This is a genomic window from Pseudomonas sp. NPDC086251 (genome assembly GCF_044746405.1).
GTDB lineage: Bacteria > Pseudomonadota > Gammaproteobacteria > Pseudomonadales > Pseudomonadaceae > Aquipseudomonas.
In genome coordinates, this window is sequence record NZ_JBIVBY010000001.1 from 300,991 (window position 1) to 327,216 (window position 26,226).

The window sequence follows — 26,226 nt, forward strand, 5'->3', positions numbered from 1 at the left end:
GTACCGGGTTGCGGCCATTCGCGAGCAAGCCCGCTCCCACAGGAGAACGCATTTCAAATGTGGGAGCGGGCTTGCTCGCGAAGAGGCCAGTCCAGGCAATGCAAGACTCAAGTCAACCACCGATCAAGAGAGCCAACCGATTCAAGCGTTTCCAGCTGCCACAACTGCCCAAGCAATTCCTCCGCCTGCAACCGCGGCATCACCCGCACCGCCAGGCTGAAAAATTTCTCCTCCAGCGCCTCATCACTCAGCGGATTCCCCGGAGCCCCCAAGGGTGGATCGACGCACAGGCTCGCCTGCCGACCGTCCACGGTCCGCACGCTCACCAGCGGCTCGCCATCCTCTGACAGTTGCGCGTCCACATCAAGGCGAATACGCGACATCCATTGGCCAATCCGCGGATCGCCGCGCTGCGCCTCGTCATAGGTCTCCAACCGGCAATGACCATGCACCAGCCGCGCTGCGAGGGCATACGGCAGGCTCATCTGCGCCGCCGCCAGCGTACTCACGTCGCGGCCACCGCACATGTCCTGCAGAAACCCGCACAACGCCACCTGAACATCCTCGACCTGATCCGCGTCGATGCTCAGTTGATCAAGCAACAGCCCCAAGGCGTCGATCGCCGAATGAGTGCCCCGGCATGCGGCGTACGGCTTGATCGAGCTGCGCGCGAGTTTCCACACCACGCCCAAATCGGCATCCAGCGCCTGCGGTTGCGACGTCACACCGGCCAGGGTTTTCAAGAAGCCACCCCACACGTCATCAAACAACTTCGTCGGCCCGGTGATGCCTCGCTGGGCAAACCGCGTCGCCAGCAAGCCGCCTTCCGCTGCACGACCGCTGTGCAGTTTTTTGCTGTGCGAGCCATCGTGGATGAACGCCCACAAGCCGCCGCTAAAACTGCCGGCGATGCCCAGTGCCGACATCGTTTGTTCGGCGTTCAAACCGAGAATCCGCGCACTCGCCGCCGCTGCACCGAACACACCGCAGGTCGCCGTGGAATGCCATCCGGCACCGTTGTGCGCCGAGTAACCGCCGCAGGCTTCGAGCACCCGGCGACCGACTTCGTAGCCGATCACCACGGCCGTGATGAACTCACGACCGCCCACCGGTTTAGTCGACATCGAAACGGCGGCCATGACCGCCGGCAGCACCACGGCGCCGGAATGATCGCAGCCACCGGTGTCGTCGAGTTCCAGGGCATGCGCCGCGACGCCGTTGAGCATCGCAGCCTGGGCGGCACCAACGCGCAGATCAGTACCCCAGACCAACGTGCTGCCGGTTTCGCCGTCGAACACCTGGCGTGCCTGTTTCGCCACCTCGCTATCAGCCCCGGCCAAGGTCGCGCCGAAGGTGTCGAGAATGTGCCGCTTGGCTTGCGCCACCAACGCCGGCGGCAAGTCTTCAAATCGCAAGTCGACGCAGAATTGCGCCAGTCGCTGCATGCGTTCAGTCATACGTTGTAATCCCGATAATGCCGCTCATACACCGCCGCCGGGTGATCCTCGGTCACAGGTGTCGCCGAATCCGCCCACCATTGCGCGACTTCGGCCCCGGTGGCGATCCACACGTCATCGTGCTGCTGGATGCCCTCAAGCAACTCGCGCAACACCCCAATGCGCCCCGGCGTGGCAATGATTTCCGGGTGCAGGCGCAGCACATAACACAGCCCGAACCGGTGAAAACCGGCGAAGTCCATTTGCAGGTTGCCCAGGGTGTGGCTGTAAGAGGCGATCCGCGATTGCGCCGGTGGCACGGCGGGGCTGAGGTTGAAGGCGAAGTAGGGTTCGTCTTCCAGTTCGTAGTGCAACGGCAACTCGATCACCTCGGGTGCCGTCGGGTGAGCGAACGGCAAATCATCGCCACGCCACGACGACGACCAGCGAATGCCGTGGTCCTTCAAGGCCTCGATAAAACCCGGTGCACCGTTGCCGGCCGGGATGCGAAACCCGGTTGGACGTTGGCCGGTCAGCGCCGTCAAGACTTCGCAGCCCTTGGCGATGTCGACGCTCTGCGCGGCCAGGTCGAGGGTGTCGTAGTTCTGATGGCGATAGCCAGCGCAGGCAATTTCATGCCCACCGGCCTGGATCGCTCGAATGTGTTCTGGGTTTTCTTCGGCGACGATGCCGGGAATGCACCAACTGCTTGAAACCCCCAGTTCTGCGAATAAACCGAGCAAGCGCTCGACGCCGCGTTGGGTGCCGTAACGCCAGACCGACAGGGTCTTGTCGCGTCCGGCGACTTCCGGGGCCTGAGTGAGAATGCCGTGGATGTCGTTGTAATCGACGGTCAGCACCACGGCGCAACGGTAGCCTTTGGGCCAGACAGTGGAATCAGCCATGGTGATGCTCCTTGAGCCACCACTGGGCGACATCGCGGCAGGTGGCGAACCACACGTCATCGCGCTGGCGCATGTGTTCGAAGAGTTTTTCCAGCAACAGGATGCGTCCCGGTTTGCCGGTGATCTTGGGGTGGAACAGGGTGGTCAGGCACAGCCCTTCGTTCATCGCGCCGTCGTATTCGCGGCACCAGTTGTCGAGGGTCAGTTCATAGCTGGCGGTGCGGTCCAGCCCCGAAGGAAAGTTCGGCGCGCGGGTGTAGGCGAGGGAGGCGTAATCGTCCATTTCCCAGCGCCCGGGGATTTCCACCAGCGGCGTGTCGAAGCCGGGTACGTTGACCAGATACGGTCGGTCATCGCCGCGCATGCTGCTGGAATAGGTCACGCCGGCTTCCACCAGCATCGCCGGGGTTTCGGCGCGCCAGTCGCCGGACGGGGTGCGAAAGCCTTCGGCGCGGATGTTCAGGTGGTTCCAGAACACCTCGCGAGATTTATTCATGACGTCCTTTTGCTGTTCCAGCGTCAGGGCGTAAAAGGATTCGTGTTTGTAGCCGTGGTACGCCACTTCATGCCCGCGCTCGACAATCGCCTGGCACTGTTTCGGCCAGTTCTCCACGACCCAGGCGGGGACGAAAAACGTGGTCGGGATGCGGAACTCGTCGAGCAGATCGAGGAGGCGCGGCAACGCCCGGTAAGGGCCGTAACCGCCGAAACCGAAGTACTCGGGCTTGCGCCAGATCGAGCCATTGAGCATGGCATCGCCGGTCGGCCCATCGAGGTCGAAGGCCAGGGCCAGACAGGCTTTGTGCTGGCCGGGCCAGGTGGGTTGCAACGAGGAGGACATCAGTGGCACTCCATTGATAGGTAAACCGCAATCCCTGTGGGAGCGGGCTTGCTCGCGAATGCGTTGTGTCATTCAACATAAATGCCGGCTGACAGGGCCTCTTCGCGAGCAAGCCCGCTCCCACACTGGATTTGGGTCGATCAGGGAACCCTGTAGGAGCGAGGCTTGCCCGCGAAGGGGCCGTCACAGTCAACATCACCGTTGACTAAAACACCGCCTTCGCGGGCAAGCCTCGCTCCTACAGGGCAAGCATTACTTGCCGGCGTTAATCGTTACGGTCTTGATCGCGCCCAGTTCCAGGTCCCACTTCTTCAGGATGGTCTGATAGGTGCCGTCGTCGATCATGCTCTGCAACGCAACCTTCAGCGCTTCGCTCAACTCAGGCTTTTTCTTGCTCACGCCCAGCCCGGTGAACTGCTCGGAAATCGGCAGGCCCACGGTTTTGTACATGTCCTTTTCCTGGGTTTTCAGGTACGACAAGGTCTCGCTGCCTTGCATGGCGGCATCGATACGGCTCTGACGCAGTTGCGCACGGGCATCGGCCGAACCTTCGGTGCCGATCACGTTGATCGCTGGCTTACCGGCCGCTTCGCAATTGGCCTTGCTCCACTCGGCGATTTCCGCCGGGAAGGTGGTGCGGCGGCTGGTGCCGACTTTCTTGCCGCACAGGTCGATGATCTCGTTGAAGTCCTTGTTTTTCTGCAAGGTGTAGAACTGCGGTCCGCTGGTGAAGTAGTCGACGAAGGTCACGCTGGCCTGACGCTCGGCGGTGTCGGTCATGCCCGACATGACCATGTCGACGCGGTCGGTGGTCAGCGCGTTGATCATTTGCTCGAAGCCGGTTTCCTGCCATTTGATCTTCACGCCCAGACGTTCGGCCAGGGCGTTGCCCAGGTCATAGTCGAGACCCGTCAGCGTGTTGGTCGCCGGGTCCTTGAAATCCATCGGCGGGTAGTTCGGCATGATCGCTACGACGACCTCGCCCTTGGCCTTGATGCTGGCCGGCAATTCGGCGGCGAAGGTGAAGCCGGATGCCATAACGCCTGCGAGTACTGCTGGAATAACGAAGTTCTTCATGGTCGTTCTCTTATGAGTGTTGTTACGCAGCTCTTGGTTTGCGAGGCTGGCGCTTAGGTTCGAACGGCAGAAATGAAGCTTTGGGTGCGCGGGTTTTGCGGACTTATTAGTATTTCTTCGGGGCTTCCTGCCTCCACGATCTGCCCGCCGTCCATGAACACCATGCGGTTGGAAACCTCGCGAGCGAAGCCCAGTTCATGGGTGACGACGATCATGGTCATGCCGGTCTGCGCCAGATCGCGCATCACCGACAGCACCTCACCGACAAGTTCCGGGTCGAGTGCCGAAGTGGGTTCATCGAACAGCATCAGCTTGGGTCGCATGGCCAACGCACGGGCAATGGCGACACGTTGCTGCTGACCACCCGAGAGTTCGATCGGGTAGCTGTTGCGCTTGTCGGCCAGGCCGACGCGAGCGAGCAATTCCACGGCTTCTTCGTGCGCCTCTTTGGGCGAACGCTTGAGCACCTGGCACGGCCCTTCGATGATGTTTTGCAGCACAGTCATGTGCGGGAACAGGTTGAAACGCTGGAACACCATGCCGGTGGACAGGCGTTGACGGGCGATCTGCGACTCGTTGAGCTCGTGCAGTTTGTTGCCGACGACCCGGTAACCGACCAGCTCGCCGTCGACCCAGAGGCCACCCTTGTCGATCTTTTCCAGCTGGTTGATGCAACGCAGCAAGGTACTTTTGCCGGAGCCGGACGGGCCGATGATGCACAGCACTTCGCCTTGCTCGACTTCGATGTTGACGTCCTTGAGGGCGTGGAAATGGTCGTAGTACTTGTTCAGGCTCACGGCCTTGACGATGCTTCTCATGTGCGGTTCCTCAAGTACGCTTGCCGGCGCCGCGAGCGAAACGACGCTCCAGACGGCTTTGACCGAAGGACAGGACGGTGACGGTGGCCAGGTACCAGATACCGGCGACAATCAGCAGCTCCATCACCCGGGCGTTGGCGTAGTAGATGTTCTGGGCGTTGTAGAGCAGTTCCGAGTACTGGATGACGCTGGCCAGCGAGGTCATTTTGACCATGCCGATGAACTCGTTGCCCACGGGCGGAATGATCACCCGCATGGCCTGCGGCAGAATGATCCGACGCAGCGCTTGCAGGCGCGGCATGCCGATCGACTTGGCGGCTTCGTACTGGCCGGTGTCCACCGACAGCAGGCCGGCGCGCACGACTTCGGCGGTGTAGGCGCCCTGGTTGATGCTCAGGCCGAGGAGGGCGGCCACGAACGGCGTCATCAGGCTCACGGTGTCCATTTCGAACAGGCCGGGAATGCCGATGGTGGGAAAGATCAGCGCCAGGTTGAACCACAACAGCAGTTGCAGGATCAGCGGCGTACCGCGAAACAGCCAGGTGTAAGTCACCGCGACGTAGCGCAGGATCGGGTTGGCCGACATGCGCATGACCGCCGTGATCACCCCGAAGACGATCCCCAGGACCATCGCCAGCACCGCCATGATGATGGTGTTGAGCAAGCCCCACATGATCGCCTGGGAGGTGAGGAACTGACCGATGTACGACCATTCGATCTTGCCTTCGGCGAACGCCCGCACCAGGCCGAGAATCGCGATGACGATCACGGTGGCGAAGAAAATCCGTCCGTAGTAACGCCGTGGCACGTGGTGGTACTGGGTGATATCGAACTGGTTGTCCGCCAGTTTGCGCTCCGCCTGGAGTCGTTCTGCCTGAGTCTGGCTCATGTTGTTTCTCCGTACACTGGTGTTTCAGGTCACACACAATCCCTGTGGGAGTGAGCCTGCTCGCGATGGCGGCGGGTCAGGCACAGGGAGGTTGAATGTCATACCGCTATCGCGAGCAGGCTCGCTCCCACAGGTTTTGTGTTCTGCTTCAGAGGCGGAAGCCCTGATAGTTTTCGGTCCACTCTTGCTGGGCGGCGAGGGCGGTTTTCAAGCGGCCGATCTGCTCGCGTACCTGTTGCGGCGCGGTCCCGCCCCAGCCACTGCGGGCGGCAATGGCGGCTTCGAGGGTCAGGGCCTCACGCACTTCGGGTGTCAGGCGCGGATCGATCTCGGCCAGCAGCGCCGGCGAGGCTTCCCACAGTTCGATGTCGTGTTTCTCACAGGCCTGGACCAATGCGCCGGTGATTTCGTGCGCTTCCTTGAACGGCACGCCGCGCATGGCAAGCCAGTCGGCGACTTCGGTGGCGAGGGTGAAACCCATCGGAGCCTGACGGCGCAGTTCTTCGACGTTGACCTTCATGGTCGCCACCATCCCGGCCATGGCCGGCAGCACCAGCAACAGGGTGTCGACGCTGTCGAGCACACCGTTCTTGTCTTCGCTCAAGTCGCGGTTGTAGGACAGTGGCAAGGATTTGAGGATCGACAGCAGACCGGTCAGGTTACCGATCAGGCGACCCGCCTTGCCGCGAGCCAGTTCGGCGATGTCCGGGTTCTTCTTTTGCGGCATGATCGAACTGCCGGTGGCGTAGGCATCGTCCAGTACCACCCAGCGAAATTGCCGCGACGACCACAGGCAAAACTCTTCGGCGAGGCGGGAAATGTTGATCCCGAGCATGCTGGCGATGAACAGGAATTCGGCGACGTGATCGCGGCTGGCGACAGCGTCGATGGAGTTTTCGCACACGCCGCTGTAGCCCATTTCCTTGGCCGACTGTTGCGGCAGGCGCGCGATGGCGGAACCGGCCATGGCCGCCGCGCCAAGTGGCGACAGCGAAGTGCGCACGTCCCAGTCCACCAGGCGCTGCACGTCACGCAGCATCGATTGGGCGTGGGCCAGCAAATGGTGGGCGAAGACGATGGGTTGGGCCTGCTGCAGGTGAGTGAAGCCCGGGCAGATGCTCTCGATGTGTTGCTCGGCTTGATCCGCCAGCGCTTGCTGCAAGGCCAGCACTTCAACGGCCAGGGTGCGCACGTGATCACGCAGGAACAGACGCAAGTCGTTGGCGGTCTGGTCGTTACGGGAACGGCCGGCGCGCAGCTTGCCGCCGAGGGCGCCAAGGCGTTCGGTCAGCAGGCGTTCGATGAAGGTGTGGACATCTTCGTCGTCGAGGGTCGGTGCGATGCTGCCGGCGCGGAAGTCGTCACCGATACGCTCAAGGGCGTCGAGCATGGTCTGGGTTTCTTGCTCGTCCAGCAGCCCGGCGCGCTGCAGTTCACGGGCATGAGCCTTGGAGCCGGCGAGGTCGTACGGGGTGAGGCGGAAGTAGCGCTCAGGGCAACGGGACAGGGCCGCCAGGGCTTCGGACGGGCCGCTTTTGAAGCGAGCACCCCAGAGACGGTCGGTGGTTTGAGACATTGTTATTTTCCTCGTCGGTAGAGCGAACAGAAGTCGATGTGCCGGACCTGAAAACGCGCCGTAAATCGTGGGGGCGTGGTTAGGTCAGAGCAGTTTTCAAGAGGGCAGTTGCGAAAGGGCGAGAGCTGATCGAAGTGTCAGCTTTTAGTAGTTCGAAATCAGTGAGTTGGCACCGATGTGCGGAATTTATTAGCGGTTGCCAAGCCTGGTTTTCTGTGTTCATTATTATTGGCCAGCTATGTTTTTGTTGTTGAGCACAGAGTGTTGAATAGGGCGCCAGAGGTAAATAAGCATTATGGAAACCCCACTTTCCAATTCCGGAAACCCGCCACCGAAAACGTCACATCGAGCACCGCTGGCCCTCAGCGGCCTGGACTTCAAACTGCTCAAAGTGTTCAAGGCGGTGGTCGAGGCCGGCGGCTTCAGTGCGGCCCAAAACGAGCTGAATGTGGGGCTGGCGGCTATCAGCAAACAGATTTCCGACCTTGAGATTCGCATCGGCATGCGCTTGTGCACCCGAGGCCGGGAGGGTTTTCACCTGACTGAAGAAGGCAGCCTGGTGTATCAGGCGTCCATCGACTTGTTTGCCTCGGTCGACAACTTTCGTGATCGTCTTAGTTCGGCACAGAATGAACTCATCGGCGACCTTGGCGTAGGCGTGATTGATAATACGATTTCGGATGTTAATTCACCGTTAGTTGCTGCGCTTAGACGCATCAATGAAGAATCACCGAAAGTAAGGTTTCAACTTCAGGCGTCGCAACTGGATGAGGTGGAAAGAGGCGTGGTAGAGGGGCGGTTAGTCGCGGGGATCGTGCCGGTTTATCAAAAAAGAGAAGAGTTTGATTACTACGCGTTGTATGAGGAACGCTCGGAGGTTTATTGCGCGGTCGGTCATCCGTTGTTCTCGATGGCGGACGCTGAAATGGGCAGCGATGTGCTCAAGGATTATGAGTGCATCAACCACCGTTATGCGATCCACCGCGACAAGCTGAACTTTGCCCACTACGACAGTTTTTCTGCCTCGGCGACCCAGGTGGAAGCTGTGGCGCTATTGATCAAGACTGGCCGTTTCGTGGGTTTCCTGCCTCAGCATTATGCGGCGGCGATGGTTGCTCAGGGGCAGTTTCGGGCGGTGCGTCCGGACCTGATCAGCATCGTTACGCCGTTCAATCTGATCCTGCGGCATAACACTGTGCGCAGTCCGCTGGTCAAGGCGTTTGCCCAGGCGTTGGGGGTGGATTTGAAGGTGCCGCTGTGATTTTTGGCGGCGTTGAGAACGTGATCTGAATCGAAGTACTCCTTTGCGACTTACATTAACTTTTTGCACTGGATAACTTACGAGTGCTGCGCAGTTGGACGCAGGCTACATACCGCTCCGTATACGCATAGTGTTGTGACAGGTTGGCGAAGGATTGAATCGGGGGCATATCCATTCCTGCGGTAACGGCTGCTTATGGTTTCGCTCTTACAGCGACTCACTTTTCCAGACGCCGAAAAGTAAGCAAAAGGCTTTGCCCCTCCATTCGGTGCCTCGCTAAGGCTCGGCATGCCCTCACTCCGGCATTGCTCCGGGGGCCCGCCGCCATCGGCCATCCCTGGCCGGGGGCGGCTAACCCGGCATCCATGCCGGGTTGCCCCCTGCGCAACGCCTGCGTTCGGCCTCTGGGAAAGGGGCAACAGATCAAGATCAAAAGCCGAAGCAACGGCAAGATCAAAAGCGAACGTAGCGTCCGAAATCACCGCATCCCTGTAGGAGCGAGCTTGCTCGCGATGGACCCACAGGCACCGCATTTATCCGGTTAAAACGCGTCATCGTTGACGTTTTTCGCGAGCAAGCTCGCTCCTACAGGGGGGATGCATTGCCTTGAAATCAGGCCGGCCTGCAGGCCGCCGTGCTTTTGATTTTGATGCACCGCCCTCTCGAGAGGCCGAGTGGAGGTTCTGCGCAGTGGGTAACCCGGCAGGGATGCCGGGTTAGCCGCCCCCGGCCATGGATGGCCGATGGCGGCGGGCCCACGGAGCAGGACCGGAGCGAGGGCATGCCGAGCCTTAGCGAGGCACCGAACGACAGGGGCAAGAGCCCTTGGTTACTTGGGGCTTTTCCAAGTGACTCGCCGTAAGGGCGAAACCGATATAAGCCACGACCCAAAAAACGGATATGCACCCCACCAAAGGCCCCAACTCACGACCACTTCGTCGCCGAACGCAGCCTCGACAGCTGCTACATGGGATTAAGGTGCAGCAACACAAAATCATTCTTATCAAAACGCCCGCTCAACACCGGTTGCAAGTTGCCCAGAGGAGTGTCTTTCAAAGCCCTGTAATCGCTCTGGTCCATCATCAACCACGCCGGCCCCTGAAGGTTTTCCAGTTCTTGGGTGGATTCGGTGAACACCGGCTGCAAGTCCTGCTCGATATTGACCATGAACTTGATGGCCTTGGCATCCTTGCCCATGACGTGCATCACCAGCGGCGCCGGGTCTTTCTGAACCATCGCGAAGGCCGCACGGCTGAAGGTTTGCGTGTCGTAGAGCCGACGTTCGACCGGTTCGAATACCAGGATGTAAAACGACCACAGCGCCAGGATCGTGCAAACGGCCAGCGTCTCTTCCCGCCAGCGCGATCTGAAAAGAACCAGCACCCCGATCAGTTGCAGCACGCCGAGCAGCAGCAACGTCACCGTAACGTTGACCAGTTGATCGGGCATACGCCGCTGAGCGACCAGCAATACAACGATCAACAGCCCCGGTATCAACAACCAAAGCCCCTGCATCAACCCGCGCAACCACACAAACACCCGACCCTGCACCACCTGAAACGGATACGCCGCAATAATCGCCACCATGGGCAACATCGGCAGCAGATAGCGGGCCTTTTTCGCCTGGGGAATCGATAAGCCGACCATCACAATCAACGCCGCTGCCGTGCAGTATTGCAACAGGCGCAGCGCCGGTCCGCTTTGGCGTGGATTCGTCAGCCACACCGCCGCCAACACCAGCAGCGCCAACGGATAAGCCAGCGCATAGTTGCCCACCGAGCTGGTGAAGTAATACAGCGAACCACTGACGCCTTCGCTGCCGTCCAGGCGCCCCATGACTTGCATGCGCACCACGTCCTGCATGAAGGCCGGGCCGCCAATGGTTTCGGCCAGCCACAACAGCACGCCGACGCACACGGCCAGTAGCACAGCGGCTGTCAGGCCAAAACCGAACAAGCGCTGCCATTGCCGATTAAGCACGAAGTAGCTGCACAACATGCCGGTGGGGATCACCAGGCCAATCGGCCCGCGAACACCGAAGCCCAGCAGCAACAGCGTGAAAACCAGCAGCCAGCGGCGTTTCGCCTCGAAATGATCGGCGGCATAACCGAGGTAAAACACCGAAAAAGCCACCGCCGCGAGCATCAGGTCCTGGGACACGGCACGGGTTTCGGTGACAAAGGTGTTGGTCATCAGCATCAGGGCGATGCTCAGTAAGGCCCAGCGCTGGGAGTAGGGCGCCAGCAACCGGTACATCAACGTCACGATCACCGCCCCGGCGATCGCACTCGGCAACCAGGCACTCAGGCTGTTGACCTGCCCGAACGGCAAAGACAACCACCAGATGAACAGCGTCGAAAGCGCCGAGTAATCGGCGTAAGGCTGGCCATACGTGGTCGGGAACACCGACGGTCCGTGGCGCAGCATCTCCTGGGCGAACAGCACAAACCGCGAATCGAAACCGATCGGCGCCTGCTGGTACACCCCGGCGCTGAACAGCAACAGTGCCAGCAGCCCAAGCCCCAGGGACTGCCGGCGGATAAGGGGGGACATGCCGATGACCTAGGCGACCACGGATGCAACAGGCCACTGCTGATGCGGAATCGGCAACTTGCGCGACTCGCCCCGGCCCATTGGGAAGTACATGAAGCCGCTGCGCGCCAGGCGTTCGGCGTCGTACAGGTTACGCCCGTCAAAAATCACCGGGGCAGCGAGCCGTTGGCGGATCAGGTCGAAATCAGGTGCCTTGAACTGCTGCCACTCGGTGCAGATGATCAGCGCATCGGCGCCCGCCAGGACCGATTCCGGGGTGCCCATGAGCATCAGTTTCGATTCGTCCGGGTACAAATGCTGGGTTTCCTGCATGGCCTCCGGGTCGAACGCCCGCACATTGGCCCCGGTCGCCCACAGCGATTCCAGCAACACCCGGCTCGGCGCATCGCGCATGTCGTCAGTGTTCGGTTTGAACGCCAGGCCCCACAGGGCAAACGTCCTGCCGCGCAAATCGCCCTTGTAGAACGCGTTGATGCGCTCGAACAGTTTGTGTTTTTGCCGCTGGTTAATGGCTTCCACCGCTTGCAGCAGATCGCTCGAACAGTGGGCCTCTTCGGCACTGTGGATCAGCGCGCGCATGTCCTTGGGGAAACACGAGCCGCCATACCCGCAGCCCGGATAGATGAAGTGGTAACCAATGCGCGAGTCGGCACCGATGCCCAGGCGCACCGATTCGATGTCGGCCCCCAGGTGTTCGGCCAGTTCGGCGATCTGGTTGATGAAGCTGATCTTGGTCGCCAGCATGCAGTTGGCAGCGTATTTGGTCAGCTCGGCGCTGCGCAGGTCCATGAACATGATCCGGTCATGGTTGCGGTTGAAGGGCCCATAGAGTTCGCGCATCACCTCACGCACCTCATCGCTTTCACAGCCAATGATGATTCGGTCCGGACGTCGGCAATCGGCCACTGCGGAGCCTTCTTTCAAAAACTCCGGGTTGGAGACGATATCGAACTGCAACAGCCGGCCAACCTTGATCAGACACTTGTCGATGTGCGCGCGCAAGGTGTCGCCGGTGCCCACGGGCACGGTGGATTTCTCCACCAGAATCACCGGTTGTTCACGATGCCGGGCGACGGCTTCGCCCACCGACAGCACGTAGCGCAAGTCGGCCGAGCCGTCGTCCCGGGACGGGGTTCCCACGGCGATGAACAGAACTTGCCCGTGCTGCACCGCGAGCTTCTCGTCGGTGGTGAATTGCAGCCGCTTGGCTTCCAGGCTTTCGCGCACCAGGCTGGCCAGCCCCGGTTCGAAAATGCTCACGTGGCCTTGTTGCAGCAACTCGACTTTTTTCTCGTCAATGTCCATGCAGACCACGTCGTGGCCGACTTCAGCCAGGACAGCGGCCTGCACCAGGCCAACGTAACCGCTACCAAATACACTGATTTTCATGAGGCACTCCTGAGTTCGGGCGCGCGAGCAGGTCGAGAGTTAATGGTGATGACGCCGAGGATGACCAGGGCCACGCCAAGGCTTTTGGAAAGGCTGAACGCTTCGTTGAACAGCGGCAGGCTGGCGGCCAGCAGGTACACCAGCGCATAGCTGATGCTCAACAGCGAATACGCCCGGCCCAGTGGCACATCCCGCAGGGCGAGCAGCCAGCAAAGCATCGACAGGGCATAGGCGAGGACGGCGGCCAGCACCACGGCGACGGCAGACAAATCAATCGGCGCGCTGAGCCAGTGTTCCGGCGTCGGCAGGCGGCTCATGCTCCAGCGCATGGCCAACTGCGCAGCGCTGACCAGCAACACGCTGCCCAGGGCAAAGGTGAATCCGCGACGCAGGTTCATGCCTGTTGCCCCAGCAGCGCCACGCCGCCGATCACCAGTGCCACGCCCAGCCAGTGACGCCGGTCGATGGCTTCGTGGAAAACGAAACGGGCGACCAGGGTAATCAGTACGAAATTCAGGCTCAGCATCGGGTAGGCAATGCCGACTTCGAGGCGCTGCAACACCAGCAGCCACACCAGCAAACCCAGCCCCAGGGAGGCGAGTGCCAGCCACAACCACGGCGAACGCAGTTTTTCGCCCCAGCCCGAAGCCTGGCCACGCCAGCTTTCCACGGCGTACTTCTGGGCGATCTGACCCAGGCAGGTCAGCAGGCAGGCGGTCAATAGCAGTAGCAGGCTCATGATTCGGCCTGCGGAAAAATCAAAATCACGAGATTGCCTTGTTCATAGCGCTTGCCATCCTTTGGCAGCCGTTCGACTTCGCGCAGTTCGTCCTCCCCCTTGACCCGCATCAGCACGCCGACGGAACCGTTGCGACGGGCTTCGCGCATCCACTGTTGCACCTGTTTGGGGTCGACTCGCTGCTGCACGCCGTCAGGATAGGCCAGGCCATATTTCAGTTCGCCTATCGTGTTGTACAACGCCACGTTCGGGCGTTTCAGGCGCCAGGCCAGGGCCGAGGCAGCGCCCAGGTCGTTGCTCAGTAGCTGGCCGGACTGGCCCAGTTCCTCTGCGTGTTCGAGGATGAACTGGTCGGGCATTTTGTTGGCAACCACCGAATCAGGCAGCCCGGCCGGCAGCAAGCCGATCAGCAACAGACTGCCGAAGGCCGGTGCGGCCCAACATTGCAGTGGCCTGAACGCTTGCAGCAGACTGGCCATGATCCAGCCGATCAGGCCGATGAACACCAGCACCAAGTTATGCAGTTCATGGTTGTAGAGCGGTTTTTTCAGTTGCAGGTAGACCAGGGTGAGAAGGACGAGCAAACCCAGAACCAGATTGAGCAAGCCATTGATGCCCAATGCCCGGCCTTGCTCGCGCTGCAAACGGTCCGCCAGGGCATGGCCCAGCAACAACGCCAGGGGCAACAGGCACGGCAGGATGTAGCTCGGCAATTTGCCGTTGCTGAGGCTGAAAAACAGCAGCGGCATCAACAACCACAACAACAGGAAAGCGATATTCGCCTGACGACGCGTTTGCCACGCTTGCTTGAGCGCCGGTGGCAACAACGCCACCCACGGCAGACTGAACGCCACCAGCAACGGCAAGTAGTACCACCACGGCGCTTCGTGCTGCGCATCGTCCCCGGCGAAGCGGCGGATGTGTTCGTGCCAGAAGAAGAAACGCCAGTAATCGGGCTCCTGCGCATGCACTGCCAAGGCCCACGGCAAGCTGACGGCAATGGCCACGACAATCGCCAGCGGCCCGTAGACCAGCAGCTCACGCCAGCGTTTTTGCCAGAGCATCCAGGGCAGGGCGATCAGCACTGGCAGCAGCCAGGCGAGGAATCCCTTGGTCAGGAATCCCATGCCACAGGCGAAGCCCAATCCCGCCCAACCGATCAACCGCTGGCCACGGCTGGCGCTGTCCAGCGCAAACCACAAGGCCACCAGACTCAGGTTGACCCAGAAAGTGAATTGCGGATCGAGGTTGGCGTAACCCGCCGCGCCGGCGATGACGGTGAGACTCATGTACAGCAGCGCGCAGGCAAAACTCTTGCGCGGATCGTTCCACATCCGCCGAGCGATGAGGTAACACAGCAACACACTCAGCCCGGTACTCAGGGCTGAGGCAAACCGCACGCCGAACAGGTTCTGGCCAAACAGCGCCTGGCTGGCGGCGATCATCCAGTAGCCGGCCGCCGGTTTTTCGAAATAACGCAAACTCATGAAATGCGGCGACACCCAGTTGCCGCTCAGGAGCATGTCCTGGCTGATCTGGGCGTAGCGGGTTTCGTCGGGAATCCATAAGCCATGACTGCCGAGTGGCAGCAGGTACGCGATCAGAAAAATCCCCAGCAACAACGGTAATGTCCAGGGTTTGCTCATGCGCCTTGCACCCCCAGCCAGCCTTCACGGCCTTCGAGCGTGCCGCGCACGACACGACCGGTCGGCAAGTTGCCGGGTGCCTCAGGCAGCAGATTGCCCAAGGGTTGAAAACAGATACCTTGCTGACGCGCACCGGCCAGCAGTTGACGAAAATCGTTGGCCATCAGAATCCCTTCTACTTCGGCATGGATCGTGTAGACGTTGAGTTGTTCGGCGCTGAAGCGCTCGAGAATGAACGCGTTGAAGTCCTTGGCGGCCACCGTCGAGCCGACCACTTCATCGAAGGTCGGCAGGTCCACCGGAATCTGCGGCGAGCCCAAACCACCCTCGGCCAAGGTCGGCTGGAACAGGTTTCGGCCGCGGCAATCACTGTTGTAGCGAAAGCCGAACGCCTGCTTGGCCTCGATCACACGCTCGTCCGCGCGCCAACCGGCGGCGGCCGAACACTCGACTTTTTGCCCGAGAATGTCGCTGAGCGTGTCGACGCCCTGGCGGATCTGCTCGATCAGTTGCGCGTCGCTCCAGCGCCCGGCATTGGCCTGCCAGCCATGGTGATCCCAGGCATGCAGGCCGACTTCATGCCCGGCATCCCGGGCTTGGCGCATCAAGTGCCCGAGGTCACGGCCAATCGGTTTGCCCGGCCACGCGGTGCCGGCCAGCAAGATGTCCCAGCCGTACAGGCCGGCGGCGTTGGAACGGAGCATTTTCCAGAGGAATTGCGGACGAATAAGGCGCCACAAATGGCGCCCCATGTTGTCCGGCCCGACACTGAAGAAAAACGTCGCCTTGACCTGCGCTTCATCGAGGATTTCCAGCAGCCGCGGCACCCCCTCACGGGTGCCTCGGTAGGTATCGACATCGATTCGAAGACCTGCCTGCATCAAGGTTTGTCCGCGATTTCGAGCATGGCCTCGCGCAAGAAGAAGTCCAGCGTGTTGCCGATGGTTTCACTCATTTCCACGGTTGGCGTCCAGTCCAGCAGGCGCTTGGCGTTGGCGATGCTCGGTTTGCGGTGGGACACGTCCTGGTAACCGGTGCCATAGAACGCTTTGCTTTCGACATCACGGAACCCGGCGAACGGCGGGAAGTTGTCGCGCAGCGGATGCGCTTCGAACTGGCGCAGCAGCTCTTCGCCCAACTGGCGAATGCTGGCTTCGTTCTCCGGGTTGCCAATGTTGATTATCTGGCCATTGCAGGCGTCATTGTCGTTGTCGATGATCCGTGCCAGCGCTTCGACGCCGTCGGCGATGTCAGTGAAGCAGCGTTTTTGCTCACCGCCGTCGAACAGGCGGATCGGCGTACCTTCGACCAGGTTGAGGATCAGCTGGGTAATCGCCCGGGAGCTGCCGATACGGGCCGAGTCCAGGCGGTCGAGGCGTGGGCCCATCCAGTTGAAGGGGCGGAACAAGGTGAAGTTCAGGCCTTTCTGACCGTAGGCCCAGATCACCCGGTCGAGCAGTTGCTTGGAGATCGAGTAGATCCAGCGTTGCTTGTTGATCGGACCGACGACGAGGTTGGAGGTGTCTTCGTTGAAGTTGTTGTCCTGGCACATGCCATAGACTTCCGAGGTCGACGGGAAGATCACGCGCTTGTTGTATTTGACGCAGTAGCGCACCAGTTTCAGGTTCTCTTCGAAGTCCAGTTCGAAGACGCGCAGCGGGTTGCGGGTGTACTCGATTGGCGTGGCAATCGCGACCAGCGGCAGGATCACGTCGCACTTCTTGATGTGGTACTCGATCCACTCGGAGTGGATGCTGATGTCGCCTTCGACGAAGTGGAAATGCGCGTGGCTGCGCAGGCGCTCGATGGCGTCGGAGCCGATGTCGAGGCCATACACTTCGTATCGGTCGTCACGTAGCAGGCGCTCGGACAAGTGATTGCCGATGAAGCCGTTGACGCCGAGGATCAGCACACGGGTGCGACGCGGCGCGCGCCCGGACTCGGCGCCACGCAACACGGAGCCGTCGACCAGCCCCAGCTCGTTGGCCAGTTGCGGGCCGCTGAGGTACAAGCCGTTGTCGTTGCGCTGGCCCGCGTTGATCACCAGGGAATCCTTGCCGCAGGCGATACGCAGCGGGTCGACACTGATCACCCGGCCCGGCGCCTGGCCTTCGTTGCCCTGGGCGACTTCGGCGCTCCAGACGATCAGCTTGTGTTCGCCCACCGCGCAGAATGCGCCCGGGTAAGGTTGGGTCACGGCGCGAACCAGGTTGAACAGTTCTTCGGCCGGACGTTGCCATAGCAGTTTGCCGTCCGCGGCGGTGCGGCGACCAAATACCGTGGCTTTGGACTCGTCTTGAGGCGTTTCACTGACTTGACCGGCCAGCAACGCGGGCAAGGTGTCGCGCAGCAGGTCGGTGGCCGCTACGCGCAATTTGCGGTGCAGGGTCAATGCGCTGTCGCTGCGGTTGATGGCAACTTTTTGCTGGGCGAGGATGGCGCCGGCATCGGCACGCTTGATCATGCGATGCAGGGTGACGCCGGTTTCGGTTTCGCCATTGACCAGCACCCAGTTGGCCGGCGCGCGACCCCGGTAGCGCGGCAACAATGAACCGTGCAGGTTGAATGCGCCTTTACGGGCGGTGGCCAGCAGCGGCTCGCTCAACAGGTTACGGTAGTAGAACGAGAACAGGTAATCCGGGTTGAGCTTGCTGATGCGCTCGATCCACAACGGGTGGTTGGCATCTTCGGGGGCATGCACCGCGATACCTTTGCTGGCACACAATTGCGCAACGGAGCCGTAGAACGCGTTCTCCTTCGGATCATCGGCGTGGGTGAAGACCGCGGCAATGTCATAACCGGAACTGAGCAAGGCTTCGATGCCGGCACAGCCAATATCGTGATAGGCGAAGACAACAGCTTTTGCACTCATGAGAGAACCTGATCTGAAGAAGTGGAAGTGAGGCCGTCAACGGTGACAACAGGGGCCGGCATGGCGGGTTGGCCACGCAGGACTTTCTCGATAAAGAACCGGGGACGGGCGCGCACGTCGCTGTACATGCGGCCCAGGTATTCGCCCAGCAGACCCATGCCAATGAACTGGCCACCGGTAAACACGAACAGCACGGCGAACAGCACAAACGTACCGCCACCGGCCCAACTGGCACCGAAGGCCAGGCGCAAGACGATCAAGGCAATGGCGAACAGCACGCCCAGACCGGCCATGGCGAAGCCGACAATGCTCAGCAGCCGCAGGGGTGTGGTGGTCATGCAGGTGATCAGGTCGAACATCAAATTGACCAGGCGCATCGGGCTGTACTTCGATTCGCCGTGTTCGCGCTCGGCGTGGGTCACCAAGATTTCCGTGGTGTGCCGGGCGAAGCTGTTGGCCAGGATCGGGATGAACGTGCTGCGTTCGCGGCAGGCGAGCATGGCGTCGACAATGCTTCGGCGGTAGGCCCGCAGCATGCAGCCGTAGTCGCTCATCGCGACGCCGGTGGAACGCTGCACCGCGAGGTTGATCAGCTTCGACGGCCAACGGCGCAAGGCCGAGTCCTGACGGTTGTTGCGAACCGTGGCGACCACGTCATAGCCGAGTTCGGCCTGGGCCACCAGCCGGGGAATTTCTTCCGGAGGGTTTTGCAGGTCGGCGTCGAGGGTGATCACCACGTCGCCTTTGCACTGCTCAAACCCCGCCATGATCGCCGCATGCTGGCCGTAATTGCGGTTCAGAATGACCGCCACCACCGGGCTGCACTCACGCCTGGCGGCTTCTTCGAGAATGTGCGCGGAGTCGTCGCGACTGCCGTCATCGACCAGCACGATTTCGTAGTCATGGTGCAGCTGCCGGCACGCCGCTTCGGTCCGCCTGAGCAACTCGGGCAGGCTGTCTTGCTCGTTGTAGACCGGGATGACAATCGACACGCAACGGATCGGATAAGGTTTCACAGGCTTCTGTCCATAATGTTTTCAATGGCGCCGACGACACGATCGACGTCATCGACGGTCATGTCGGGGAACAACGGGATCGAACACAGCCGCGCCGAATTCCATTCGGTGTTGGGCAGGTGAACGTGGGGGAAACGTTGGCGGTAGTAGGTGTGCAAGTGCGTGGCGATGAAGTGAATGCCGGTGCCTATGTTCTGCTCCTGCAGGGCTTTCATGAACGCTTCGCGATCCAGCCCGCAGCGCTCGGGATCGATGCGCAGGATGAACAGGTGCCAGGCGTGCTGCTGCGGGTACGTCGGAATCGCCAGCGGTTGCACCTTTGAGCCTTCGAAGCGTTGCAGGTAGGCGCGGGCCAGTTCCGTGCGCTTGGCGTTGATCTCGTCCAGACGCTTGAGCTGCACCAGGGCGATGGCGGCATTGATGTCGGCCAGGTTGTACTTGAAGCCGGGCTCCATGACCTGGGCCTGGGGTTTACGGCCGTGGGTCAGGCGGTCGTAGGCATCGACGCCGAGGCCATGAAACTTGAGCATGCGCACCCGCGCGGCCAGGGCTTCGTCATCGCTGACGAACATCGCGCCTTCGGCGCAGGTCATGTTCTTGATCGCGTGGAACGAGAAAATGGCCGCGCCTTTCGCGCCGACGTGGCGCCCCTTGTAGAAAGTGCCTGCCGCGTGCGCGGCGTCTTCGATGACGGCAATACCGTGTTTGTCAGCCAGCGCATAGAGCGGATCGAGATCGAACGCCGCGCCGGCGTAATGCACGGGGATGATTGCTTTGGTGCGGGGAGTGATCGCCGCTTCGATGCTCGACAGATCACTCATCAAGGTGTCGCGGTCGACGTCGACAAACACCGGCGTCGCGCCCAACAGGCAGATCATATTGGCGGTGGAGACCCAGGTCTGCGACGGTGTAATCACTTCATCGCCCGGACCGATGCCCATGGCCAGTAACGTGATGTGCATGCCGCCAGTGGCCGAGGACAATGCCACGGCATGACGACACCCGACGTAGTTGGCGAATTGCTCTTCCAGTTCCTGGTTTTTCGGCCCGGTAGTGATCCAGCCAGAGCGCAAAACTTGCTCTACGGCAGCCATTTCTTCATCGCCGATAGTGGGGCGGGAGAAGGGGAGAAAAGCCTGACTCATGCGTACCTCGGGGCTGAAAGATCAATGACGTTCAGTGCGGAACCGTTGGATCCAATGACAGCGTAGACGCTAAAACGAAAGCTGCATCAATAAGTTGAAACAGAGTGGTGATAAACCGCATCAATTGACATTCAACGACTGAGCCGGCAGTTTGGGTCAGCGTTCGGTAGCTCAGGACGCAATAAGGTTATGCCCGTTTTTGTGAAAGAAACATGAAAAACCGGTCGGCGGATCGTTTATCTGAAAGCTATTAAGCCACTGTTCAGACTACTGCCGTTCATCGCGGTTTTTAGTGGAAAAGTCCTACAGAAGTGTTCCTCCTTATATGAAAGATGTTTCAATCCTTATTTGTTTTATTGAATTGTTTTTACTCAAGGCCGTTTCGTTTGATTGACTTACCTATTGCTGATTCAAGTACGCTAAAGACCAATCCGTTGACCGTGTACCTGGCGCGCCTTGCGCCATCCAGTCAACTCACCATGCGCTATGTTTTGCAGGATGCCGCCGACCGTCTGGGCTTCGAAGACATGAACATCGAGGAAATCCCGTGGCATGAACTTCAGCCCGACAACGTGATTGCGTTAGTGGCGACCTTGCGCACCGACGGTTACGCACCGAACACCTCTTCGCTGTACGTCAACGCGGTGCGCGGGGTGATGAACGAGGCATGGCGCATGAGCCTGATCAGTCAGGAACACTTGTTGAAAATGCGCTCGGTCAAGGGCATTGCCGGTACGCGGTTATCCCAGGGGCGCAACCTGCGGCGCACGCTGATCCAGGAATTGATGGCGGTCTGCGCCGCCGACCCAAGGCCACAAGGCTTGCGGGACGCGGCGATCATCGGGATTTTGTATGGCTCGGGGATGCGCAAATCGGAGTCGGTGAACCTCGACCTCAACCAGCTCGATTTCGCCGAGCGCAGCCTTCGGGTCACCGCCAAAGGCAACAAGCAACTGATCAAGTACGCGCCAGCCTGGGCGTTCGCCAAGCTGAATGACTGGCTGGAACTGCGGCGCTCGCAGTTGAAAGAGGGTGAAACGGACGATACGTTCCTGTTCAACCGCATTCGCCGGGGCAGCCACATCACCCGCGAGCGCATTACCAAACATGCGATCTATTACATCGCCCGGCAACGCGGCGCGCAGGTCGGGGTGAAAATCATGCCGCATGATTTCCGGCGTTCATTCATTACCCGAGTGATCGAAGAGCACGACTTGTCGATCGCGCAAAAACTCGCGCATCACAGCAATATCCAGACAACCGCCAACTACGATGTGCGCGATGACAACGAGCGGCGGCGGGCGGTTGATCGCTTCGATCTGTGACGCACGGCGTCAGGTTTCGCTGAGGACATGGGCATGGCCGATGGTCGAGACATGCACCGCACTACCCGCCGGTGGCGCGTGCATGCCGGAGCTGCGCACCAGTAGCGAGCGGCCGGGTTGGTCTTCGTTGACCAACGACTGCAGTTCCACGGTCAACGTGCAGGTATTGCCGCCGAAATCGCGGTCCGTCACCACGCCTTTGCAGCCTTGTGAATGGGCTTCGCCGGTGATCGGACTGCACACCTGAAGTTGCTCGGGTCGCAGCATGATTTGCGCTGAACGATTGTTGCGGTGGTTGTTGACCGGTATCCGCCCCAGGTCGCAATGCGCCCAGCCCGCTTCGATTCTGGCGGGCATGACCACGGCTTCACCGAGGAACAGTGCGGTTTGCTCATCATCGGGATAGCGGTACAGGTCCAGCGGATGGCCTGATTGCACCAGCCGGCCCTGGCGCATCACCGCCAGCTGATCGGCGAACGACAACGCTTCACTCTGGTCATGGGTGACCAGAATGGTGGTGACGCCCGCGTCAGCCAGCAGCCGCGCGACCAGTTTGCGCATGGCGGCGCGCAGGCCGGTATCGAGTGCCGAAAACGGTTCGTCCAGCAGCATCAATCGCGGTTGTTGCGCCAAGGCTCGCGCCAGCGCCACGCGCTGTTGTTGGCCGCCAGACAGTTCGTGGGGCCAACGCTCGGCCATGTTCGAATCCAGCGCCACGCTGTCCATCAGCTCAGCGATCCGCTCCTGTTTTTCCAGGCCCTTGGTCGACAGTCCAAAGCCAATATTGGCGGCCACGGTCATGTGCGGGAAGAGGGCGCCGTCCTGGGGCACGTAGCCAATCAAGCGCTGATGCGCCGGCACTTCGTGGGTGCTGTCGACCAGTGTCTGACCGTTGAGCGTCAGGCGACCGGAGTCCGGGAATTCGAAGCCGGCGATCATCCGCAGCAAGGTGGTTTTGCCGGAACCCGAAGGGCCGACGATCACCGTGCGGCTGCCGGTGGGCACCGACAGGCTGATGTTTTCCAGGGCCCGTTGGGAACCGTAGGCCTTGTAGATCGAGTGCAGTTCGAGTGTGTTCATCGGCCAGCCGTTCGTTTGGATTGGTGGTAGAGAATTCCGGTCAACGGAAGCGACAGCAAAATCATCAGCAGGGCATAAGGCGCCGCGGCGGCGTAATCGATTTCGCTGGTCAGGGCCCAGAACCCGGTGGCCAGGGTCCGCGTGCCGTTTGGCGCGAGCAGCAAAGTGGCGGTCAATTCATTGGTGATCGCCAGAAACACCAATGCGGCGCCTGCGGCGGCACCGGGCGCGGCCAGGCGCAGGGTGATCAGCCACAACGCCCGAACAGGGGAGCGGCCGAGGCTGCGGGCGATGTTTTCCAGTTCCACCGGTGCCTGGGCAATACCGGCCCGCAAACTGACCAGGGCGCGGGGCAAGAACATCAGCAGGTACGCCAGCAGCACCGTGACCGTGGTCTGGTAAATCGGCCGGGCAAAATGGATGGTGATCGTCACCAAGGCCAGGGCCACGACAATTCCCGGCAACGAACTGGTGATGTAGTTGCAGCGTTCCAGCAGCCGTTGCAGACGGCCCGGCGAGCGAATCGACAGCCAGGCAATCGGGATGGCCGCGCAGGTGGTGAGCACGGCGCCTGCGGCACCGAACTGCAGGGTCTGTTGCAGGGCCGGCAACAGTTCGCTCAGCTCCCAGACTTGCGTGCCACCGGCGATCAGCCACTTGCCCAGGGTAATCAGCGGCACACCCAGCGCCAGTGCGCAGGTGACGATTTGCAAGGCCAGCGCCAGGGCGGTTGCCCTGGTCTTGAGGTGCACGACCCGTTGGTCCCGGGCACTGCCGGAGCCGAGCCGGGCGTAACGCGCGTTGCCGCGAGCCGCCGACTCAAGCGTCAGCATCACCAGGCAGCACAGGGCGAGCACACCGGCGAGCATGTTGGCCGCAGGCCCGTTGAAGGTGGATTTGAACTGATCGAAGATCGCCGTGGTGAAGGTGTCGAAGCGGATCATCGCGTACAGCCCGTATTCCGCCAGCAGGTGCAGGCCCACCAGCAAGGCGCCGCCGCAGATCGGGAGGCGCAATTGCGGCAGCACCACGCGGAAAAATACCGCCCAGGGTTTGAGGCCCAGGGATTCGGCGACGTCTTCTATCGCCGGATCGAGCCGGCGCAGGGTTGCCGCCACCGGCAAGTACAGGAACGGGAAGTAGGCGATGACCGAGACCAGCACCCCGGCGAACAACCCATGGATCGGTGGCACCAGACTGACCCAGGCATAGCTGTGGACGAAGGCCGGCACCGCCAGTGGCGCGGTCGCCAGCAACGACCACCCACGCCGCCCGGGCAAATCGGTGCGCTCAGTCAGCCAGGCCAGCGCCACGCCGAGGGTGACGCACAAGGGAATCGTGATCACCACCAGCAACACGGTGTTGATCAACAACTCGCCGACCCGTGGCCGGAATACCAGCGGCACCAGGGTTGCCCAACCCGTCTCAAAGGACACGCCAATGACGAAGGCAATCGGCAGGAGCGCCAGCATTGACACCAGCACCGACAAACCAGTCACCCACGCGCCACCACGGCCCGCAAGGAGACCGCGTGAGCGTCGGCGCAAATTCGCGGGTACCGCCTCAGCGACACCCGCCGGCAGGGTTTCAGGCATCAATTAGAGCAGTCCGGCCTGAGTCATCAGTTCCACGGCTTTTTTACTGTCGAGCTTTGAGGCATCGACTGTTGGCGCGTCGAGTTGCTGCAAAGGCACCAGTTTGGGGTTGGATTCTGCGTTCTTGCCCACGGCGTATTCGAACGATTTACCGTTCTTGAGGATGGCCTGGCCGTCTTTGCCGGTGATCCATTTCAGGAACGCCTGGGCTTGTTCCTTGTGTTTGCTGGACGCCAGGACGCCGCCACCCGAGACACTGACAAACGCGCCCGGATCTTTGTGCTTGAAGTAGTGCAGGGCGGTGTTCTTGCTGTTTTCACCGGTCTTGGCCTGGTCGCCAAAGCTGTAATAGTGATAAATCACGCCGCTGTCGACTTGCCCGGCATTGACCGCCTTGAGCACGGCGCTGTTGCCGCGGTAGGCGGTAAAGTTGGTTTTCATGCCTTTCAACCATTCGAGCGTGGCGGCTTCACCCTTGAGTGCCAGCACCGCGGCGACGATGGCCTGGAAGTCGGCACCGGCCGGCGAAGCGCCCCAGCGACCTTTCCAGTTCGGGCCGGCGAGGTCCATCAGCGACTTGGGCAATTGGGCTTCAGGCAGTTTGCTCGGGTTGTAGACAAACACCGTGGAGCGCGCGGCAATCCCCACCCATTTGCCATGGGCCGGACGATACGCTTCGCCAACCTGTTCCAGAGTGGTCGGGGCGACCGGGGCAAACAGCCCCGCGTTGTCGACCAGCACCATGGCCGGGGAGTTTTCGGTGAGGAATACGTCAGCCGGTGAGGCCGCGCCTTCTTGCACGATCTGATTGCCCATCTCGGTGTCGTCGCCGTTGCGTAGCGTGACCGGAATACCGGTTTCCTGGGTAAAGCCCTCGGCCCACGATTTGGTCAGGCTTTCATGCTGGGCGTTGTAGACCACAATGCCCACGGCATCAGCTGCGTACACGTGACCGGCGCTCAACAGAGCGCTGACCAGCAGGGCTTTTTTCAGGAAAGAAGGGGTACGGGAATTCATGCGTGGGCAGCTCCTGGCTTTTTTTAGAATCGTGCGCGCAGACTCGACAGAATCAACGGGAAGGGTCGTCGATCAGTGTAGATCAATACGAATCATTTGCATGTTTGAGGCGCGGCGAATGTAGAGCTTGAATTGAGAAAAAAACGTCAAAATTTCATCACAAATGCATCCAGCTTGCACTCGACCCCTGTAGGAGCTGTCGAGCCTGTCAGTTGCGTTCGGCCCCTGTAGGAGCTGTCGAGCTTGCGAGGCTGCGATCGGCCCCTGTAGGAGCTGTCGAGCCTGCGAGGCTGCGATCGGCTGCGAAGCAGTCGTAAACCCTGAACACGCGGTCTTCCTGACGCACCGCATTGCCTGATTTCACGACTGCTTCGCAGCCGATCGCAGCCTCGCTAGCTCGACAGCTCCTACAGGGGGCCGATTTCAGCCTCGCAAGCTCGACAGCTCCTACAGGGGTCGAACGGTTTCGGCACAGGGGATCAGGTTGATGGGCAGCCTTGTTGTGCTCCGCTGGCGGCTTTACTGATCAGCGCGGCCAGGCGCTTGACGTTGTTTTGCTGGGCCGTCACCAACTCGTCGATCGACGGGCCGGAAGGCGTCTGCAACGTGCTGCGGCACGTCACCAGCGAGACATCGGTTTGCCCGAGGTCGCGCAGGCGCCATTTAACGTCGATCAAGCCGTATTGGCCGGGAATCGAGTCGAAACGTTGCACATCCAGGCGTACCGACACTTTGCGCCGGGGGTTGCTGTTGACCAGTTGCTCCACCAGCGCGCTGCGCAGCTCATCCACCAGACTCGCGGCCCACCATTGGGTTTCCAGGATCGACAGGCCGCTATTGCCTTGGCGAACAACAATCTGCGGACGGTCGACCTGCGGTGGCACGCTGAGGCTTTCGATCTGGATATCCTCCACGCCGGCCCTTGAGTTACCCGCCAATTGGGTCGGGATCAGCGTATGAAATTGAATCGGATCACTGCGGCAAGCGGTGAGCAGCAACAGCGCAGTGACCAAGGTGATCTTGTACGAAAAAGCCATGGGTGTTGC

General features: G+C 60.8%; 22 protein-coding genes. 2 read left to right on the top strand and 20 right to left on the bottom strand.

Annotated elements, in window-relative coordinates:
• Nucleotides 1–107 precede the first annotated feature (107 nt).
• The 7 genes from ACIPL2_RS01340 to argH form a co-directional block, all read right to left on the bottom strand.
• The gene (locus ACIPL2_RS01340; protein WP_401352226.1) at nt 108–1,457 is read right to left on the bottom strand and encodes an MmgE/PrpD family protein; all 1,350 of its coding nucleotides are present in this window, start codon (nt 1,455–1,457) and stop codon (nt 108–110) included.
• Entirely contained in the window at nt 1,454–2,341 is an 888-nt protein-coding gene (locus tag ACIPL2_RS01345; protein ID WP_401352228.1) for a polysaccharide deacetylase, read from the bottom strand. The genes ACIPL2_RS01340 and ACIPL2_RS01345 overlap by 4 nt, the downstream gene beginning before the upstream one ends.
• The gene (locus ACIPL2_RS01350; protein WP_401352230.1) at nt 2,334–3,182 is read right to left on the bottom strand and encodes a polysaccharide deacetylase; all 849 of its coding nucleotides are present in this window, start codon (nt 3,180–3,182) and stop codon (nt 2,334–2,336) included. The genes ACIPL2_RS01345 and ACIPL2_RS01350 overlap by 8 nt, the downstream gene beginning before the upstream one ends.
• 252 nt (nt 3,183–3,434) lie before the next feature.
• Entirely contained in the window at nt 3,435–4,259 is an 825-nt protein-coding gene (locus tag ACIPL2_RS01355) for an ABC transporter substrate-binding protein (protein ID WP_401352232.1), read from the bottom strand.
• Between the two features lie 53 nt (nt 4,260–4,312).
• Complete coding sequence (locus ACIPL2_RS01360; protein ID WP_401352234.1) at nt 4,313–5,077, bottom strand: amino acid ABC transporter ATP-binding protein; 765 nt, start codon at nt 5,075–5,077, stop codon at nt 4,313–4,315.
• Between the two features lie 10 nt (nt 5,078–5,087).
• A complete protein-coding gene (locus ACIPL2_RS01365) occupies nt 5,088–5,966 on the bottom strand; it encodes an amino acid ABC transporter permease (protein ID WP_401352237.1) in 879 nt (292 codons plus the stop codon).
• A 148-nt stretch (nt 5,967–6,114) separates the two neighbouring features.
• Nucleotides 6,115–7,542: an argininosuccinate lyase gene (gene argH, locus ACIPL2_RS01370; protein ID WP_401352240.1), complete on the bottom strand. Its 1,428-nt coding sequence runs from the start codon at nt 7,540–7,542 to the stop codon at nt 6,115–6,117.
• Nucleotides 7,543–7,837: 295 nt separating this feature from the next.
• Between argH and ACIPL2_RS01375 the strand changes: the two genes are divergently transcribed.
• On the top strand, nt 7,838–8,803 hold the full coding sequence (locus ACIPL2_RS01375; RefSeq protein ID WP_401352243.1) for a LysR family transcriptional regulator: 966 nt from the start codon (nt 7,838–7,840) through the stop codon (nt 8,801–8,803).
• A 963-nt stretch (nt 8,804–9,766) separates the two neighbouring features.
• Here ACIPL2_RS01375 and ACIPL2_RS01380 read toward each other — a convergent pair.
• The 9 genes from ACIPL2_RS01380 to arnB are packed head-to-tail and all read right to left on the bottom strand — an operon-like array spanning nt 9,767 to nt 20,163.
• Nucleotides 9,767–11,356 (bottom strand): ArnT family glycosyltransferase, encoded by a 1,590-nt coding sequence (locus ACIPL2_RS01380; RefSeq protein ID WP_401352246.1) that lies wholly within the window; start codon nt 11,354–11,356, stop codon nt 9,767–9,769.
• Between the two features lie 9 nt (nt 11,357–11,365).
• Entirely contained in the window at nt 11,366–12,745 is a 1,380-nt protein-coding gene (locus ACIPL2_RS01385) for a UDP-glucose dehydrogenase family protein (protein WP_401352249.1), read from the bottom strand.
• Nucleotides 12,742–13,143: a 4-amino-4-deoxy-L-arabinose-phosphoundecaprenol flippase subunit ArnF gene (gene arnF / locus ACIPL2_RS01390; protein WP_401352252.1), complete on the bottom strand. Its 402-nt coding sequence runs from the start codon at nt 13,141–13,143 to the stop codon at nt 12,742–12,744. The genes ACIPL2_RS01385 and arnF overlap by 4 nt, the downstream gene beginning before the upstream one ends.
• A complete protein-coding gene (arnE, locus tag ACIPL2_RS01395; RefSeq protein WP_401352254.1) occupies nt 13,140–13,484 on the bottom strand; it encodes a 4-amino-4-deoxy-L-arabinose-phosphoundecaprenol flippase subunit ArnE in 345 nt (114 codons plus the stop codon). The genes arnF and arnE overlap by 4 nt, the downstream gene beginning before the upstream one ends.
• On the bottom strand, nt 13,481–15,130 hold the full coding sequence (arnT, locus tag ACIPL2_RS01400; RefSeq protein WP_401352257.1) for a lipid IV(A) 4-amino-4-deoxy-L-arabinosyltransferase: 1,650 nt from the start codon (nt 15,128–15,130) through the stop codon (nt 13,481–13,483). The genes arnE and arnT overlap by 4 nt, the downstream gene beginning before the upstream one ends.
• Nucleotides 15,127–16,011 carry a 4-deoxy-4-formamido-L-arabinose-phosphoundecaprenol deformylase gene (gene arnD / locus ACIPL2_RS01405; protein ID WP_401352260.1) on the bottom strand — a complete coding sequence of 295 codons (885 nt, stop codon included), beginning with the start codon at nt 16,009–16,011 and terminating at the stop codon, nt 15,127–15,129. The genes arnT and arnD overlap by 4 nt, the downstream gene beginning before the upstream one ends.
• A complete protein-coding gene (gene arnA, locus ACIPL2_RS01410) occupies nt 16,011–18,002 on the bottom strand; it encodes a bifunctional UDP-4-amino-4-deoxy-L-arabinose formyltransferase/UDP-glucuronic acid oxidase ArnA (protein WP_401352263.1) in 1,992 nt (663 codons plus the stop codon). The genes arnD and arnA overlap by 1 nt, the downstream gene beginning before the upstream one ends.
• Nucleotides 17,999–19,018: an undecaprenyl-phosphate 4-deoxy-4-formamido-L-arabinose transferase gene (arnC, locus tag ACIPL2_RS01415; protein ID WP_401352265.1), complete on the bottom strand. Its 1,020-nt coding sequence runs from the start codon at nt 19,016–19,018 to the stop codon at nt 17,999–18,001. Before arnC ends, arnA begins: the two co-directional genes overlap by 4 nt.
• Nucleotides 19,015–20,163 carry a UDP-4-amino-4-deoxy-L-arabinose aminotransferase gene (gene arnB / locus ACIPL2_RS01420; RefSeq protein ID WP_401352268.1) on the bottom strand — a complete coding sequence of 383 codons (1,149 nt, stop codon included), beginning with the start codon at nt 20,161–20,163 and terminating at the stop codon, nt 19,015–19,017. Before arnB ends, arnC begins: the two co-directional genes overlap by 4 nt.
• Nucleotides 20,164–20,549: 386 nt before the next feature.
• Here arnB and xerC point away from each other — a divergent pair, with 386 nt between their 5' ends.
• Nucleotides 20,550–21,488: a tyrosine recombinase XerC gene (gene xerC, locus ACIPL2_RS01425; RefSeq protein WP_401352270.1), complete on the top strand. Its 939-nt coding sequence runs from the start codon at nt 20,550–20,552 to the stop codon at nt 21,486–21,488.
• A 9-nt stretch (nt 21,489–21,497) separates the two neighbouring features.
• Here xerC and ACIPL2_RS01430 read toward each other — a convergent pair whose 3' ends face one another.
• The 4 genes from ACIPL2_RS01430 to ACIPL2_RS01445 all read right to left on the bottom strand — a co-directional run bounded on the left by ACIPL2_RS01430 (nt 21,498) and on the right by ACIPL2_RS01445 (nt 26,217).
• The gene (locus tag ACIPL2_RS01430) at nt 21,498–22,568 is read right to left on the bottom strand and encodes an ABC transporter ATP-binding protein (protein ID WP_401352273.1); all 1,071 of its coding nucleotides are present in this window, start codon (nt 22,566–22,568) and stop codon (nt 21,498–21,500) included.
• Nucleotides 22,565–24,163 carry an ABC transporter permease gene (locus ACIPL2_RS01435; protein WP_401352276.1) on the bottom strand — a complete coding sequence of 533 codons (1,599 nt, stop codon included), beginning with the start codon at nt 24,161–24,163 and terminating at the stop codon, nt 22,565–22,567. Before ACIPL2_RS01435 ends, ACIPL2_RS01430 begins: the two co-directional genes overlap by 4 nt.
• A 3-nt stretch (nt 24,164–24,166) precedes the next feature.
• The gene (locus ACIPL2_RS01440) at nt 24,167–25,180 is read right to left on the bottom strand and encodes an iron ABC transporter substrate-binding protein (protein WP_401352279.1); all 1,014 of its coding nucleotides are present in this window, start codon (nt 25,178–25,180) and stop codon (nt 24,167–24,169) included.
• Between the two features lie 479 nt (nt 25,181–25,659).
• Complete coding sequence (locus ACIPL2_RS01445) at nt 25,660–26,217, bottom strand: membrane integrity-associated transporter subunit PqiC (protein WP_401352281.1); 558 nt, start codon at nt 26,215–26,217, stop codon at nt 25,660–25,662.
• Between the last annotated feature and the right edge of the window lie 9 nt (nt 26,218–26,226).

Coding starts and splice junctions, on each gene's coding strand:
- arnT (WP_401352257.1), bottom strand. CDS start 15,130: ATGAGCAAACCCTGGACATTACCGTTGTTGCTGGGGATTTTTCTGATC.
- ACIPL2_RS01340 (WP_401352226.1), bottom strand. CDS start 1,457: ATGACTGAACGCATGCAGCGACTGGCGCAATTCTGCGTCGACTTGCGA.
- arnE (WP_401352254.1), bottom strand. CDS start 13,484: ATGAGCCTGCTACTGCTATTGACCGCCTGCCTGCTGACCTGCCTGGGT.
- ACIPL2_RS01430 (WP_401352273.1), bottom strand. CDS start 22,568: ATGAACACACTCGAACTGCACTCGATCTACAAGGCCTACGGTTCCCAA.
- ACIPL2_RS01375 (WP_401352243.1), top strand. CDS start 7,838: ATGGAAACCCCACTTTCCAATTCCGGAAACCCGCCACCGAAAACGTCA.
- ACIPL2_RS01355 (WP_401352232.1), bottom strand. CDS start 4,259: ATGAAGAACTTCGTTATTCCAGCAGTACTCGCAGGCGTTATGGCATCC.
- arnF (WP_401352252.1), bottom strand. CDS start 13,143: ATGAACCTGCGTCGCGGATTCACCTTTGCCCTGGGCAGCGTGTTGCTG.
- arnA (WP_401352263.1), bottom strand. CDS start 18,002: ATGAGTGCAAAAGCTGTTGTCTTCGCCTATCACGATATTGGCTGTGCC.
- arnD (WP_401352260.1), bottom strand. CDS start 16,011: ATGCAGGCAGGTCTTCGAATCGATGTCGATACCTACCGAGGCACCCGT.
- ACIPL2_RS01440 (WP_401352279.1), bottom strand. CDS start 25,180: ATGAATTCCCGTACCCCTTCTTTCCTGAAAAAAGCCCTGCTGGTCAGC.
- ACIPL2_RS01365 (WP_401352237.1), bottom strand. CDS start 5,966: ATGAGCCAGACTCAGGCAGAACGACTCCAGGCGGAGCGCAAACTGGCG.
- ACIPL2_RS01445 (WP_401352281.1), bottom strand. CDS start 26,217: ATGGCTTTTTCGTACAAGATCACCTTGGTCACTGCGCTGTTGCTGCTC.
- ACIPL2_RS01345 (WP_401352228.1), bottom strand. CDS start 2,341: ATGGCTGATTCCACTGTCTGGCCCAAAGGCTACCGTTGCGCCGTGGTG.
- ACIPL2_RS01435 (WP_401352276.1), bottom strand. CDS start 24,163: ATGCCTGAAACCCTGCCGGCGGGTGTCGCTGAGGCGGTACCCGCGAAT.
- ACIPL2_RS01350 (WP_401352230.1), bottom strand. CDS start 3,182: ATGTCCTCCTCGTTGCAACCCACCTGGCCCGGCCAGCACAAAGCCTGT.
- argH (WP_401352240.1), bottom strand. CDS start 7,542: ATGTCTCAAACCACCGACCGTCTCTGGGGTGCTCGCTTCAAAAGCGGC.
- ACIPL2_RS01380 (WP_401352246.1), bottom strand. CDS start 11,356: ATGTCCCCCCTTATCCGCCGGCAGTCCCTGGGGCTTGGGCTGCTGGCA.
- ACIPL2_RS01360 (WP_401352234.1), bottom strand. CDS start 5,077: ATGAGAAGCATCGTCAAGGCCGTGAGCCTGAACAAGTACTACGACCAT.
- ACIPL2_RS01385 (WP_401352249.1), bottom strand. CDS start 12,745: ATGAAAATCAGTGTATTTGGTAGCGGTTACGTTGGCCTGGTGCAGGCC.
- arnB (WP_401352268.1), bottom strand. CDS start 20,163: ATGAGTCAGGCTTTTCTCCCCTTCTCCCGCCCCACTATCGGCGATGAA.